12 protein-coding genes are annotated in these 13,733 nt (G+C 69.7%); 6 read left to right on the top strand and 6 right to left on the bottom strand.

All coding sequences use genetic code 11. The features are described from left to right. Window positions 1-75: 75 nt before the first annotated feature. The gene (locus tag OG407_RS22705; RefSeq protein ID WP_405860651.1) at window positions 76-3,201 is read right to left on the bottom strand and encodes a D-alanyl-D-alanine carboxypeptidase; all 3,126 of its coding nucleotides are present in this window, start codon (window positions 3,199-3,201) and stop codon (window positions 76-78) included. 314 nt (window positions 3,202-3,515) lie between these two features. Here OG407_RS22705 and OG407_RS22700 point away from each other — a divergent pair, with 314 nt between their 5' ends. The 3 genes from OG407_RS22700 to OG407_RS22690 all read left to right on the top strand — a co-directional run bounded on the left by OG407_RS22700 (window position 3,516) and on the right by OG407_RS22690 (window position 5,985). After that, a complete protein-coding gene (locus tag OG407_RS22700) occupies window positions 3,516-4,268 on the top strand; it encodes a GPP34 family phosphoprotein (protein WP_405860649.1) in 753 nt (250 codons plus the stop codon). Window positions 4,269-4,675: 407 nt separating this feature from the next. Continuing rightward, on the top strand, window positions 4,676-5,533 hold the full coding sequence (locus OG407_RS22695) for a helix-turn-helix domain-containing protein (protein WP_403588728.1): 858 nt from the start codon (window positions 4,676-4,678) through the stop codon (window positions 5,531-5,533). Window positions 5,534-5,775: 242 nt separating this feature from the next. Continuing rightward, the gene (locus tag OG407_RS22690; protein ID WP_327403331.1) at window positions 5,776-5,985 is read left to right on the top strand and encodes a DUF397 domain-containing protein; all 210 of its coding nucleotides are present in this window, start codon (window positions 5,776-5,778) and stop codon (window positions 5,983-5,985) included. Between the two features lie 182 nt (window positions 5,986-6,167). On the opposite strand, the gene OG407_RS22685 is transcribed toward OG407_RS22690, so the two are convergent. From OG407_RS22685 to OG407_RS22675, 3 genes are all read right to left on the bottom strand, one after another. Next, window positions 6,168-7,040 carry a MerR family transcriptional regulator gene (locus OG407_RS22685; protein WP_405860646.1) on the bottom strand — a complete coding sequence of 291 codons (873 nt, stop codon included), beginning with the start codon at window positions 7,038-7,040 and terminating at the stop codon, window positions 6,168-6,170. An 89-nt stretch (window positions 7,041-7,129) separates the two neighbouring features. Continuing rightward, a complete protein-coding gene (locus OG407_RS22680) occupies window positions 7,130-7,633 on the bottom strand; it encodes a glutathione peroxidase (protein WP_405860644.1) in 504 nt (167 codons plus the stop codon). Window positions 7,634-7,715: 82 nt separating this feature from the next. Beyond that, window positions 7,716-8,681, bottom strand: coding sequence for an ArsR/SmtB family transcription factor (locus OG407_RS22675; protein WP_405860642.1), 966 nt, complete (start codon window positions 8,679-8,681; stop codon window positions 7,716-7,718). A 71-nt stretch (window positions 8,682-8,752) separates the two neighbouring features. On the opposite strand from OG407_RS22675, the gene OG407_RS22670 reads away from it, so the two are divergent. The 3 genes from OG407_RS22670 to OG407_RS22660 all read left to right on the top strand — a co-directional run bounded on the left by OG407_RS22670 (window position 8,753) and on the right by OG407_RS22660 (window position 12,886). Next, window positions 8,753-9,940 carry an MFS transporter gene (locus OG407_RS22670; protein ID WP_405860640.1) on the top strand — a complete coding sequence of 396 codons (1,188 nt, stop codon included), beginning with the start codon at window positions 8,753-8,755 and terminating at the stop codon, window positions 9,938-9,940. 510 nt (window positions 9,941-10,450) lie between these two features. Further along, window positions 10,451-11,572, top strand: coding sequence for a GNAT family N-acetyltransferase (locus tag OG407_RS22665; protein WP_403589033.1), 1,122 nt, complete (start codon window positions 10,451-10,453; stop codon window positions 11,570-11,572). Window positions 11,573-11,770: 198 nt separating this feature from the next. Further along, window positions 11,771-12,886, top strand: a complete 1,116-nt coding sequence (locus OG407_RS22660; RefSeq protein WP_405860638.1) for a DUF475 domain-containing protein — start codon at window positions 11,771-11,773, stop codon at window positions 12,884-12,886. A 50-nt stretch (window positions 12,887-12,936) separates the two neighbouring features. Here the strand turns inward: OG407_RS22660 and OG407_RS22655 are convergent, their stop codons facing one another. Beyond that, a complete protein-coding gene (locus OG407_RS22655) occupies window positions 12,937-13,383 on the bottom strand; it encodes a hypothetical protein (protein ID WP_405860636.1) in 447 nt (148 codons plus the stop codon). Next, the gene (locus tag OG407_RS22650; RefSeq protein WP_405860634.1) at window positions 13,380-13,646 is read right to left on the bottom strand and encodes a hypothetical protein; all 267 of its coding nucleotides are present in this window, start codon (window positions 13,644-13,646) and stop codon (window positions 13,380-13,382) included. Before OG407_RS22650 ends, OG407_RS22655 begins: the two co-directional genes overlap by 4 nt. Window positions 13,647-13,733: the final 87 nt, after the last annotated feature.

Genomic DNA, 13,733 nt, shown 5'->3' with positions numbered 1-13,733 from the left:
CGCCGACGGGCTCCCGGGTGGGGGCCCGCCGACGGGACGCGGTGACGTGCGCGGTGACGTGCGGCGCCTCGTGGGTCAGCCGAGGCGGGTCAGCTTGGACGTCAAGGCCGGTTCGGCGAGGTCCTTCTGGAGGGCGACCGGCACCTTGACGGCACCGCTCGAACCGTCGCCCACGGTGAGCGTGCCCACCTTGGTGCCGGCCTTCGCGGTGTGCGGTACGGCGTCGGCGGCGAAGGACAGCTTCACCTTCAGGCCCGCCCAGCCGACCGCGGCGACGTCCTTGGTGACGACGACCGGGGTGTGACCGCCGAGTTGGTCGTCGACGTACCCGACCACGGTCCCCTTCTTCAGGATCTTCGCCGAGGTCATCGCGTCCTGCGCCGCGAGCATCGCCGTCTTGCTGACCGCGTTGACGGTGTCGATGATCGGCGCGGTGTGCTGGCCGAGGATCGCGCCGACGACGACGGCCGTCTCACCGCCGACCTCCTTGGTGGCGGCGAACAGCAGGTTGCCGCCGGCCGCGGTGGTGGTGCCGGTCTTGATGCCGAGCGAGTTGTTGTACGGCACCAGGCGGTTGTAGTTGGTCCACTTGTGACCGGACGGGTCGACCCAGCTCGGCAGCTTGGTGATGTCCATCAGCGCCTGGATCTTGACCAGTTGGTTGCCCAGCTTCACCTGGTCCTCGGCGGAGGAGACGGTCGTCTCCTTGAGACCGGACGCGTCGGTGTACGTCGTGTTGGTCATCCCCAGCGACTTCGCGGTGTCGTTCATCTTCTTGATGAACGCCGCCTCGGAGCCCGCGTCCCAACGAGCAAGCAGGCGCGCGATGTTGTTCGCCGAGGGGATCATGATCGCCGAGAGCGCCTGCTTCTCCGTGAGGATGTCGCCGGCCTTCACGGTGTTGAGCGTGGACTCGCCGTCCTTGTCGTAGCCGCCCTCCTTCTCGGCGGTCGCGTCCACGGTGATCTTCTCGCCCTCCGTGCCCGCCTTCAGCGGGTGGTCCTTGAGGACGATGTACGCGGTCATCGCCTTGGCCACGGACCCGATCGCGACCGGGGTCTGCTTGCCGAAGTCGCCCATCGTGCCGATGCCGTTGACGTCCATCCAGCCCTGGCCCTCGCTGGGCCACGGGAGGTTCGCCTTGGCGCCGTCGAAGGTGTACGAGTCGTCGGCGGTGAGGGTGAGGGAGGGGGTGGGGAGTGGCCGTACGGCCTGTACTACTGCAAACACGATCGCCAGGAGGATGACCAGCGGGGTCCAGATCTTGACCCTGCGGATCGCTGTGCGGACCGGGGTTTCCGGGGGTGGGGGCGTGTTGGTCAGTTCGGCGAGGAGGTCCAGCGGGGGCTTCGGGGGGAGCGGTTGCTGGGTGGTGTGCTCGGGGCCGAGCTGGGGGACGGGGCGGGTGGCGTCCCTGCGGGGCTCGTCGAGGGGCTTGAGGGCGACGAACCTGCTGGTGCGTTCGGCGGGGGTCTCGGGGGCCTTGAGGGTCTTGGGGGGCTTCGGGGGCTGCGGGGCGGTGGGGGCCTTGAGCATGGTGGTCGGCTGGTCCACCGCGGGCTTGGGCGGGCGCAGGGCCTTGAAGACGGTGGTGGGGTGATCGACGGCCTCGGCCTCGGCTTCGCCCTCGGCCGCCTTCATGTTCCCACCCGCACCGCCCGTGCGGGTCTCGTTGTCGGGTGCGGGTGGCCCTGCGGGGGCCTTCTCGTCGTCGGCGGCTTGCGGTTGTGCGTCGGTGGGGGCGGCGTCGGTGGGGGCGGCGGCGTCGGCGGTGGTAGTGGCGGCGTTTTTGGTGCCGGTGCCGGTGCCGGTGCCGGTGGTCCGGGGGTCCGCGCCCGTTTTGCCTTCGGCGGCTACTGCATCGGGGGCGGGTTCACCTTCGCCTTCGGCGGCTTCCGGGCGGCTGTCGGTCTTCGGGGCGGTTGCGTCGGTGGGCGTCTTGCCTTCGGCGGGCTCCGGGCGGTCGTCGGTCTTCGGACCGGTCGGGCCGGTGGGAGCCTTGCCTTCGGCGGACCCTGGGCGGCTGTCGGTCTTCGGACCGGTCGGGTCGGAGGACGTGTCGCCTTCGGCTGACTTCGGGCGGTCGTCGGTGGAGGCCTTGCCTTCGGTCGAGTTCGGGCGGTCGTCAGCCTTCGGTCCGCTCGCGTCGGAGGGCGTGTCGCCTTCGGCGGGCTCCGGGCGGCCGTTGGGCTTCGCGCCGGTTGCTCGGGGGGACGTCTTGCCCTCGGCGGGCTCCGGGGCGGTGTCGGCCTCGTCTACCTCGGCTTCAGCAGGCCCGGCATCGGCGGTCTCGCCCGAGGCGGTGTCGGTGGTTTCCGGGCGCGCGTCGGCATCCGTACCGGACTTGCCGGTCGTCGCGGCCGCGGGCATCTTGTCCGCCTCGGAGTCGTCCTCCGAGCCGGCGCCGGCGTTGCTCTCGGCGGCAGCGTCAGCGACCCGCCCACCCTCGGTCACGTCACCGTCACTGTCACCGTCGCCGCCGGACTCGCTCTCCCCGGCGTCAGCCGAATCGCGCGCCTCGTCACCGCCGGCGGGCTCCGCGTCCCCAGGGTCACCAGTCACCCCGGCACCCGCACCCCCGGCCCGCTCGCCCGCGTCGGCTTCCTGAGCGGCCTCAGCGCCCTCGGAGGCGTCGGCCACGGAAACGTCCCCCGCATCCTCGGCGTCCCCGGTCTCCGGGCCTCCAGCGGGCGTCTCCGCGTCCTCGGGGCCCTCGGCCGTAGCAACGTCCCCCGAGCCCTCAGCCCCGTCAGCCGCCTCGCTCCCGGCCGACTTCTCGACGGCGTCCTCGGGGTCCTCAGGGTCCTCGGGGTCTTCGTCACCGGTCGGCCTCTCCCCGGCCGACCCCGACGACACCCACGCCGCCACAGCCGCCGCCAGCCGCGCATCGCCCTCCGGCCCGCCCGGCCCGCCGGACCCGCTCTTGGCGGAAGGGTTCTGCGTATCGGCACCCTCGGAATCGGAAGGGGCCTCCGCCCCCTCGGTCTCCTCCGACCGCAACTCCCGGATCGAGAAGATCTTCGTCGCCGTGTCCACGCCCCCGCGCTGAGCCGCGGACGACGACGATGTCGCGTCCTCGCGGGCCACCGCCAACCGGGGATCGCGCTCACCCCGCGCCTCAGGAACCGGACTCGCGCTCCCCGGCGTCGGTTCTGCCGACGACTCGCGCTTCTTCGACCTGTCGGGGGACTCGCCCGCCACCGATGCCTCCTCCATGCGCCGCACGCGCCGCGTGCGTCAACCGAACCGACCGAGATAACCGAGTTAGCTACAAAAACAGCCGCAAAATCAGCTGGAAGCCAGCTGGATGTCAGCTGGAAAACCTCTTACCCGCAGTCCGGACGACGCATCAACACCGTTGTCCGAACCATGTACCAGTGTCCTGTGTGCGGGCTTAACCCCTGCGGTAGACGAGAACGACATACCTGCCGGTTCCATCACGAAGCGGTCACGCACCCTCGACAGACCAATGTGAGAGGGGTCACCCTGTCATTCATCCACGCGGGGAGGCATGGATGGGCAGGAGCCGCAGAACTCTTCCGGAAGAGCTTCTACTGCTGGCATTGGACCCGGCCACGGGTACCACTGCACAGCCGCAGTCGCTCGACCTCGGTCTGGCCGGAGCACAGCTAGTGGAGCTGGCGCTGGCCGGACGGATAGCCCCAGACGGGGATCGTATCGCCGTGGTGGTACCACGGCCGACCGGAGATCCGACTTTGGACTGCGCGTTGGAGTTGCTGCGAAGGCGTGGCGCTCCGGTACGTGCAGTGAACTGGATTGGCGGGCCCCGACTGGGACTTCGCCAGACCTACCTCTCGCATCTGGAGCGGTGCGGCATGGTGCATGCCGTGGCGGGACAGATGTGCGGGGTGCTGCCGACGACTCGCTATCAGGCGACGGACAACGAGATCAGCCGTGAGATCAAGGGCCGACTCGATTCCGCGATCCGCACCGGTGTGCCACCGGACCCGCGGACAGCCGCGCTCGCCGCACTGGCGCACGCGGTCGGTCTCGGCAAACACCTGTATCCGGGTAACGAGGGACGCTCGTCCCGCTCCCGGCTGCGGGACCTGATCAGGCACGACCCCATGGGCGGACTCGTGGCGCACGCCGTGATGGACGTCCAGAACGGAGTGGCGGCACAGCCACGCCGTAGCCCGGCCCCGGCCGGCCGTCAGGCCGCGCCCGGATCAAGGCCACCGGAACCGGCTCGTGGTGTTCCGATGCAGCCGCACCGAGGCACCATGGCGCGCGCCGTGGCTCACTGAGCCGCAGTCCCACGGCACACGCCGGCGCCGCGGAGCGGCTCGACCGGCACCGCACGACCGGTACCACAGCACGACCGCAGTACACGCCGCACCGCAGTCCCCAAGACCCGGTTCGGGAGCCGCTGGTCCGAGCGGGGTGGAGTAGACGTAACGTCTCTCCACCCCGCTCGGCCGCATCTACGGCCGCCTTCGCGGACGCCTCGGGCAACCCGAACCCGGCTCGTACCTGCCGCATATCCACCGTTTCCCAGCGGTAGAAACCACCTTGGTGGCAGTCTGCTCAACAGCAGATACGCAAAGTGGCAAGCGCGTGGCAAGCAGTGAGCAGCAAGCAGCGGTAAGCACAGCAGTAGGCACAGCAGTAGGCAGTGGCAAGTAGAGGCATGCAGCCGGAGGTGCACGTTCCCGTGGCGTCAAGTGTCAATCCCACCGTCAGGAGACGCCGGTTGGGCCAGGAGTTGCGTCGACTCCGAGAGCTCAAGGGCATGACGGCCGAAGAGGTCGCCGAGCGGTTGCTGGTGTCGCAGTCGAAGATCAGCCGGCTGGAGAACGGGCGGCGCAGCATCAGCCAGCGCGACGTCCGCGACCTGTGCGGGGTCTACGAGGTCGAGGACGTCCGCATCGTCGACTCGCTCATGCAGATGGCCAAGGACTCCCGCCAGCAAGGCTGGTGGCACTCCTTCGGCGACATCCCGTACAGCGTCTACATCGGCCTGGAGACGGACGCGGCGAGCCTGCGCGTCTACGATCCCCAGGTCGTCCCCGGCCTGTTGCAGACCCGGCAGTACGCCGAGGCGCTGATCACCGGGGCGTTGCCCGAGACCGCCTCGGCCGATATCGACAAGCGGGTCCAGGTGCGGCTGCGCCGGCAGGAGCGGATCTCCGCCCCGGAGAACCCGCTGCGGCTGTGGACGGTGATGGACGAGTCCGCAGTGCGCCGGGTGGTCGGCAACCGCTCGCTGATGCGGGACCAGTTGGAGCATCTGGTCGAGCAGTCTCAACTGCCGCACGTGACCGTGCAGGTGATCCCGTTCGACATGGGCGCCCATCCCGGGCTCAACGGGCAGTACGCGATCCTGGAGTTCCCCGACGCGGCGGACTCCAGCGTCGTCTACATCGAGGGCGTCACCAGCGACCTGTACCTGGAGAAGGCGAACGACGTCCAGAAGTACAGCGTGATGTACGAGCACTTGAGGGCGCAGGCCCTGAACGTGGACCAGTCCCGTCAGTTCATCGCGGACATCGCGAAGGAATACGCGCGCTGAGGGGCCCCGTTGGCGGAAGGTGCCGCAGAGTACACCTTCCGCCCGGCGGGATGGAAGACACCAGGGGTATATGCCACCCGGTCGAGTGAATGGCCGCTTCGCGCGCCGATGTTGGCGAGTAGCGTCGATCACGCCATCGAGTAACAGGCTTTGGCGCAAACCGTGTTGTGCGTCCGGAGGGTTCGTGGCCGGACGTGACGCGCGGTGACAGCACTCATCAACTGGCAATAACCGGAGCAAAAATGGCAATTCGTCAGGGCGCCGCGGACATGTGGACCAAGTCCTCGTACTCCACCGGGAACGGCGCATGCGTCGAGATCAAGTCACCGGTTCTCGCGGCCATGGCCGTACGGGACTCCAAGGTCGACGGGGGTCCGACGCTGGCCTTCCCCGCCGACTCGTGGAACGCCTTCGTGGCAGATGTCGCGCGGGGGGCGCACGACCTTCACTGATGCGGCTGGTTCACCTTTCACAACTCCATAAGCAGCACAGTGCAGTTCATGCACGACAAGCAGTGCAAGTAGTACAAGTGGTGCAAGCAGTACAAGCATTTCAAGAAGAGCCCTCTCGACTGGCCCGCCGTCCTGGCCGAGGGGGCTCGGCTTGTGCCCGGCGCCGTACGCCGGCCGGTGCCTCACTCCACGGGGAACTCCACCGGAAACGCCACATCGCACACCGGATCCCCCGCCCCCGCCGCTTCCCAGTCCGCGAAGTACACCTCGCGGCACGGCCCGGCGTACCGCAGCCCCTCCGCGGCCACCCACCGCTCCACCGCCTCGAACGCGGCCAGGATCTGTGGATGGGCCACCTGCGCCTTGGTGATGCGGGCGTAGGCCAGCCGCCGGGCCGGTTCCACCCGGACCGCCGTCTGCCGGGCCCGTCCCTGCCGTGCGGCCCACGCCCGCGCAGCCGCCTCGTCGGCGACCGGTACGCAGGCCTCGGCCGGGCCGTCGCTCTCCATCGACACCTCGGCGTGGTAGACGACGAACGGCGCCGCGCTCACGCCCCCGCACTCCTTCGCCGCGACCTCAAGTCGCCCCAGGGAGGCGCCGATCCAGGCCGGCAACTCGTCCGCGAGGGTGTGCCGGGTCTCGGTGATCAGCACCTGTTCCGGTACCTCGACCGTCTCGACCACGAACGTTCCGTACATCTCGGAGCTCCTCCCCGAAAGGCGTGCACGGAGGTACTCGGCGAGCGTGCGCTGCCCGGCGACCCGGGTCTCCACGTCCGTCCAGTACGCGGCGAGGAGATCGGCGGCGTCCGCCCCGTCGGCCTCCACCACCGAGGCGATCCGGGCCAGCGGCATGTCCAACTGCCGTAGCAGCGCCACGAGTCGGGCCCGTTCGACCTGGGCGGCGCGGTAGTAGCGGTAGCCGCTGACCTCGTCGACGTGGGCCGGGGCCAGCAGCCCGAGCCGGTCGTACAGCCGCAGCGCCTTGGCCGAAAGCCGTGCCCGGGCCGCGAACGCGCCGATGGTCAGCAGGTCGTCGTCGTCCACCTCAGCCATCCTCCGTCACCGGGCGGTTTCTGTCCGCCCGGTGACCAGGACGCTCAGCCCTGCCCCAGGGGCAAGGTCAACACCTGCCTACGGCAGTCCTAGGCGACGGCCGTCTCCACCGCCGCCACGACCTCCGCCGACTCCGGCTCGGTCTGCGGGGAGAAGCGGGCGAGCACCGTGCCGTCGCGGCCGATCAGGAACTTCTCGAAGTTCCAGCGGATGTCACCGGTGTGGCCCTCGCCGTCCGCGAAGCCGACGAGGCGGTCGTACAGCTCGTGCCGACCGTCCCCGTTCACCTCGACCTTCTCGGTCAGCGGGAAGGTCACGCCGTACGTCGCCGAGCAGAACTCGGCGATCTCCTCGGCGCTGCCGGGCTCCTGCCCGAGGAACTGGTTGCAGGGCACGCCCAGCACGGTGAAGCCCTGTGCCGCGTACCGCTCCTGGAGCCGCTCAAGGCCCGTGTACTGGGGGGTCAGCCCGCACTTGGAGGCCACGTTCACCACGAGGACGGCCTTGCCCGTGTACTGCGAGAGGTCCGCCGAGCCGCCCGTGAGCGACCCGATCTCGACACCGAGGGGACCCGTGTTCTCTGTAGTCGTCATAACCGGATGCTAACTCCGGTAAATGTCGTTCCCCCCACGGGCCCATGAGCCTCTGTGCTTACGGGCCCCCACACCCCCGTACTCACAGCCCCGCCGCCTTCACCACGACCTCCCCCGCCGCCGTCCGCGAATACAGCACCGACCGCCCCGCCCGCCGCCGCTCCACCAGCCCCGCGTCCAGCAGCACCCGCAGATGCCGTCCCACCGAGCCCAGCGCCTGCCCGGTCACGGCGGTCAGCTGGCTGGTGCTCATCGGTGACCCGAGCAGCATCAGCACGGCCGCCCGCGAGGGGCCCAGCAGCGCGCCCAGGCCCTCGGGCACCGCGCGCGAGCCGTGGTCGGCGAGGACGCCCGCGCACGGGTAGACGATGGCGTACCGGTCCGGCGCCTCCCACGACACCCACCCGCCCTTCGGCGTGACCGGCATGAGGAGCAGCTCCGCGCCGGAGACCTCGCGCGGCGGATTCGCGTGCAGATTGATCTGCAGCCGGCTCTCCCCGAGCCACCGCGTCCGCCCCGGCGACAACGTGTCCAGCACGGCCGCCCAGCCGCCCTGGCTCACCTGCGCGGTCCGGGCGACCACATCGGCCTCCAGGACCCGCCGGCGCCGCGCCCAGTACGGCCGTACGGTCTCCTCCCAGACGTACTCCAGGAGGCGGGCCGCCCGCTCGGGCAGATCGTCGCGTTCCAGGGCGGCGGGCAGCGGCCCGGCGAGCGAGACGCGGAGGTTGTCCCGCGCGTCCTCGGGCCGGGTCTCCCGCACCCGGGCGACGGTCTCGGCGAACGACTCCCGGTCCGTCTGGGTCGGGCAGAAGAAGTCGGCGATCCAGGACCGCCCGAGCGCGGCCCGCACCAGCGCCCCGGCGACGGGGTCGGCCGCCAACAGCGCCCGGTAGCCCGGCAGATGGTCCCGCAGCCACACCTGTTCACCGGGGTGCGCGCCCACCCCCGCGTGCAGCAGTTTCAGCGCGGCGAAGGTCTCCGCGAACGACGACAGCACGAACCGGCTCCGCGCGAGGGTGTCCGCGTTGAGCTGCCACAACCCCATCCGCCCACCCCCGTGTTTCGCGTCCGCGCGAAAGAATAGGACCCCGCCCACACCCCCCGCAGACTCCGCGCATGCGCAGCTACCGCGAGCTCTTCCGCACCCCCGAGTACACCCCGTTCTTCTTCTCCTTCGCCGCCCAGAACGCGGCCCTCACGATCAGCGGCCTGGCGCTCGCCACCCTCGTCTACAGGGCGACGGCCTCGCCCTTACTGTCGGCCGTGAGCATGTTCGGCCCGCAGCTCGCCCAGATGCTGGGCGCGACCTTCTTCCTCTCGGGCGCCGACCGCCTCCCCCCGCGGGTCACCCTGACCGGCATCAACACCGCCTTCGCCGTCTGTACGGTCCTGCTGGCACTCCCCGGCCTCCCGATCGGCGCGATCTTCGCCGTCGTGTTCCTCCAGGGCCTGATCGCCTCCCTGGGCGGCGGGGTGAGCGGCGGCCTGCTGAACGAGATCCTGCCCAAGAACGGCTACCTGCTGGGCCGTTCGGTCTTCAACATGGCCTCGGGCCTGATGCAGGTAACAGGCTTCGCGACAGGCGGAGCCCTCCTGGCCCTGCTCTCTCCCCGCGTCTGTCTCCTCCTCGCGGCGGCGCTGTACGCGACGACGGCCCTGGTCCTCCGCCTCGGACTGACCGCCCGCCCACCCCGCGCGGCGGGCCGCCCGTCGGTCGCCGCGACCTGGCGCACGAACGCCCTCCTGTGGTCCTCCCGCCCCCGCCGCCTCACCTACCTCGGCATGTGGGTCCCCAACGGCCTGATCGTCGGCTGCGAATCCCTCTACGTCTCCTACGACTCCGGGTCCGCGGGCGCGCTGTTCGCGAGCGCGGCACTGGGCATGTTCGTGGGCGACCTGACCCTGGGCCGCTTCGTCCCGCGCACCCTGCGCACCCGCCTGGACATCCCCCTCCGCCTCCTCCTGGCCACCCCGTACCTGTTCTTCGCCCTCCACCCGGGCATGCCCTGGGCCGCCATGGCGGTCTGCGTCGCCTCCGTCGGCTACGGCGCGAGCCTCGTCCTCCAGGAACGCCTGATGGAACTCACCCCCGACGAACTGGCAGGCCACGCCCTCGGCCTCCGCTCCGCGGGCATGCTCACCATGCAGGGCGTCGGCGCGGCCCTCGCCGGCACGGTCGCCCAACTCACCTCACCGGCAACGGCGATGACCTTGGCGGCCATGGCGTCGGTAGCGGTGACCCTGGTGCTGGCGGTACTCGGCCGACAGGTGCGGGGGGAGATCCCGGAGGTGCAAACGGCTTAAGGGAGAGGGGTGTTGGGGCGCCCGCCCGGACGGACAAGAACCGTGCCGGGCGTCCCGTCCTCTTCCCTTTCCCTACGCCGGCCATCGGTCGCAGAGCCACGCATGTCGAGGGAACACCGCCCCGCCTCCCCGCCTCCCCACGCCGGCCGTCGCATCGCCGCGCCCGCCGAGGGGAGCCCCCGTCGAAGCCCCAGGCCCTCGGCGCCCCAACCCGCAGAAGCCGCCGCCCGAGCTGGCCGCGTTCTCCGCCTACGGGCGGGCCGTGCGGGCGGGCTCGCTGTCAACCCCCGTACGGGAAGCACGTGTTCACCGGCATTCCGGAGCGGTTGTACGGGGAAGGGCGATCCGTACTTTTCCGTAGCCACAGGCATCCTTGACAGCGTGCGTACTGTTTCGCGACGTTTGAGCCCTGCCGAACTGTTCGTGTCTCGTCGTACCTTGGGAGACGTAGGCAGGACGCGGACGACGCGTCGTGGGGGAAATGTGGGGGGACGGTCGCCCATGCGATCCATGCGATCCGCCGGCAAGGCGGACATCACGATCCACAGACCGGAGGAGCTCGGTACCACGCTCCGCCAGGCCTGGCACAAGGCGATGGACGAGTCGCCGGACTACGCGAACCCTTTCCTGGCACCGGAGTTCGCGGACGGCGTCGGCCGCCACCGCGGCGGCGCGCAGGTGGCGGTTCTGCACGAGGGCGGGGAGCCGGTCGGCTTCTTCCCGTACGAGCGCAACCCCGTCGGCGTCGGCCGGGCCATCGGCCTGGGCCTCTCCGACTGCCAGGCGCTCGTGCACCGGCCCGGCGTCACCTGGGACGTCCAGCAACTCCTGCGGGCCTGCGGCCTGTCGGTCTTCGAGTTCGACCATCTCGTCGAGGAACAGCAGCCGTTCGGCCGCCACGTCACCGGCACCTTCGCGTCCCCGGTGATCGACCTGAAGGACGGCGACGGCGAGGTCCCCTACCCGGAGTGGCTGCGCGGCGCGTACCCCGGCATCGCCAAGACGACACTGAAGAAGGAACGCCGCCTCGGCCGCGACCTCGGCGAGATGCGCTTCGTCTACGACGAGCGCGACCCCGAGGTGCTGCACACCCTGATGCGCTGGAAGTCGGCCCAGTACCGCAGGACCGGCCGCATGGACCGTTTCGCGCGCCCGTGGATCGTAGACCTGGTGGACCACCTGTTCCGCGTCCGCGAGGAACACTTCACCGGCGTCCTGTCGGTCCTCTACGCCGGTGACCGCCCCGTGGCGGCCCACTTCGGCCCGACGTCCCGCACACTGTTCGCCGCCTGGTTCACGGCGTACGACCCCGAACTCCGTTACTACTCCCCGGGGTTGATCATGCACCTCAGGATGGCCGAGGAGGCGGGCCGGCACGGCGTGCGCCTCATGGACCTGGGGCGCGGCGACAAGGAGTGGAAGGACTGGCTCAAGACCCGCGAACTGCGGGTCGGCGAGGGCTTCGCGACCCGCCCCCACCCGGTCGCGGCGGCCCACCGCCTGTGGCGCCGCCCGGTCCGCGGCCTGCGCAACACGGTCCTGGCCCACCAGCGCCTGCGTGAGCCGGCGGACCGCCTCCTCAAAACGGTGGGGACGCTGCGTACGACGGGCAAGGTGCCGCCGAAGAAGTGACGATGCGGCACGATCCATCGGCGAGGGGCCCCGGACCGTAAGGCCGGGGCCCCTTTCGCGCTCCGGGCCGGTCGGGTCGTAGGAGATCCGCCCCCGTCACCTGTACGACAGGCGGTCGTGGTAGACAACGCCGATGATGGTCGGGGCTGTTGATGCCCGGCCCGCGGGCGACCGCGCGACAACAGGAAGGGGCAACCCGTGCTTCTGAAGACCTTCCGCTGGTCGTTCGCGGTCACCGCGCTCGGCCTGGCCCTGGGAGTCTGGTACGGCGGCTGGACGGCGTTCGGGGTCATCGCGATCCTGGCCGTGCTGGAGATCTCGCTGTCCTTCGACAACGCGGTGGTCAACGCCGGGATCCTGAAGAAGATGTCGGCCTTCTGGCAGAAGATCTTCCTCACGGTCGGTGTCCTGATCGCGGTCTTCGGCATGCGGCTGGCGTTCCCGGTGGTGATCGTCGCGGTGACGGCGAAGCTCAATCCGTACGACGCGGTCAACCTGGCCCTGACCGACAAGGACCGCTACCAGCAGCTGGTCACCGACGCCCACCCGGCGATCGCGGCCTTCGGCGGCATGTTCCTGCTGATGATCTTCCTGGACTTCATCTTCGAGGACCGTGACATCAAGTGGCTGGGCTGGCTGGAACGCCCCCTGGCCAGGCTCGGCAAGGTCGACATGCTGTCGGTCTGCATCGCCCTGATCGTCCTGCTCATCACCTCGTTCACCTTCGCGGCCCACGCCCACCAGCACGGCGGCGCGCACGCGGACAAAGCCCAGACGGTCCTGATCTCGGGCATCGCCGGCCTGATCACGTACATGATCGTCGGCGGCCTCTCGGGCTTCTTCGAGGACCGGCTGGAGGCGGAGGAGGAACGGGAGCGAGAGAGCGACCGCTCGGCGGTGGTCCTGGCCGGCCAGGCCGCGTTCTTCATGTTCCTGTACCTCGAAGTCCTGGACGCCTCGTTCTCCTTCGACGGCGTGATCGGTGCCTTCGCGATCACCAACGACATCGTCCTCATGGCCCTCGGCCTCGGCATCGGCGCGATGTACGTCCGCTCCCTGACGGTCTACCTGGTCCGCCAGGGCACCCTGGACGACTACGTCTACCTGGAGCACGGCGCCCACTACGCGATCGGCGCCCTGGCCGTGATCCTCATGGTCACCATCCAGTACCAGATCAACGAGGTCATCACCGGCCTGGTGGGCGTCGTCCTGATCGGCTGGTCGTTCTGGTCATCGGTACGGCGCAACCGGGCGCTGGCGGAGGGGGAGGGAGAGGGGACGGCGGAGGCTGTGGATACGGCGAACGTTCCGTAGCCCTGACGCCCGGAACCTGACGCCCGGTCACACCTGCTGCGCGGGTCTCGTCAGACTTTCTCGACTCGCACGGAGTGTTCCGCGAGGAGCTGATTCATGTCGTCGGTGTCGGAGGTGAAGACGGTTGCCTGAGCTCCCCGCGCGGCTTCCCCCCCGGCCACCGCCGCCAGAACGGCGTCGATGGCGTACTTGTGCCCATGCAGGCCGGCGGTCTTCATCATGGAGCGGGCCATGGCGATCACCTGGTCGTCCGTGTGCACGACACGGATCCGGGACAACGTCCAGTTCCACAGCGCCTGCCTCGACGTTTCGCGAGGGTCCCATGCTTCCAAGGTCGTGAGCGCCGAGGTGATGATCGAGATGTCCAGTTGCGGAGCCGTCTTGATCAGCGCGGCCATCTCCCGATCGCCCTGAACCGCCTTGGAGAGAGCTTCGGAGTCGAACACGAACACGCGCTGTCGTGGTTGTTGAGGCTTCGCCCGGGTGGTGCGACTCACGCGGCCTCGTCCGAACTGGATCGCTGCTTGTCATGCCAGCCGTCGATGGCGGCGATGCGGTCCAGCGCCGCCTGCTGCTCGTCGTCCGTCACGGCGCCGTGCTCCTCTTCGAGGCGCCCGGCCAACTCGCGCAGTCGGTCCATGGCGTCCTGATGAGCGGCCGCGGCCGCGATGTAGCCGGACACTCCACGCGCGTCGACGCGTTCCTTGATCGACTCCACCAGCTCTTCCGGCACGGTGATGGTGATTTTCCGGGTTGCCATACTTCAAGTATGCCACGATCTGTTTCTGTGTGGGGGTGCGGAAACAGCTGAGCATCAGCTGTGATGCACACACGGGCATGGAGGAGT

Origin of the sequence: Streptomyces sp. NBC_01515, from assembly GCF_045040345.1 — a bacterium.
Lineage (GTDB): Bacteria > Actinomycetota > Actinomycetes > Streptomycetales > Streptomycetaceae > Streptomyces.
The sequence above is the reverse complement of the archived record's forward strand: the minus strand, read 5'-3'. Positions and strand labels throughout refer to the sequence as shown.

Excerpts from the sequence above, each read along its gene's own strand:
- OG407_RS22690 (WP_327403331.1), top strand. The coding sequence starts at position 5,776 with ATGGCAATTCGTCAGGGCGCCGCGGACATGTGGACCAAGTCCTCGTAC.
- OG407_RS22685 (WP_405860646.1), bottom strand. The coding sequence starts at position 7,040 with ATGGCTGAGGTGGACGACGACGACCTGCTGACCATCGGCGCGTTCGCG.
- OG407_RS22670 (WP_405860640.1), top strand. The coding sequence starts at position 8,753 with ATGCGCAGCTACCGCGAGCTCTTCCGCACCCCCGAGTACACCCCGTTC.
- OG407_RS22665 (WP_403589033.1), top strand. The coding sequence starts at position 10,451 with ATGCGATCCGCCGGCAAGGCGGACATCACGATCCACAGACCGGAGGAG.
- OG407_RS22700 (WP_405860649.1), top strand. The coding sequence starts at position 3,516 with ATGGGCAGGAGCCGCAGAACTCTTCCGGAAGAGCTTCTACTGCTGGCA.
- OG407_RS22650 (WP_405860634.1), bottom strand. The coding sequence starts at position 13,646 with ATGGCAACCCGGAAAATCACCATCACCGTGCCGGAAGAGCTGGTGGAG.
- OG407_RS22675 (WP_405860642.1), bottom strand. The coding sequence starts at position 8,681 with ATGGGGTTGTGGCAGCTCAACGCGGACACCCTCGCGCGGAGCCGGTTC.
- OG407_RS22680 (WP_405860644.1), bottom strand. The coding sequence starts at position 7,633 with ATGACGACTACAGAGAACACGGGTCCCCTCGGTGTCGAGATCGGGTCG.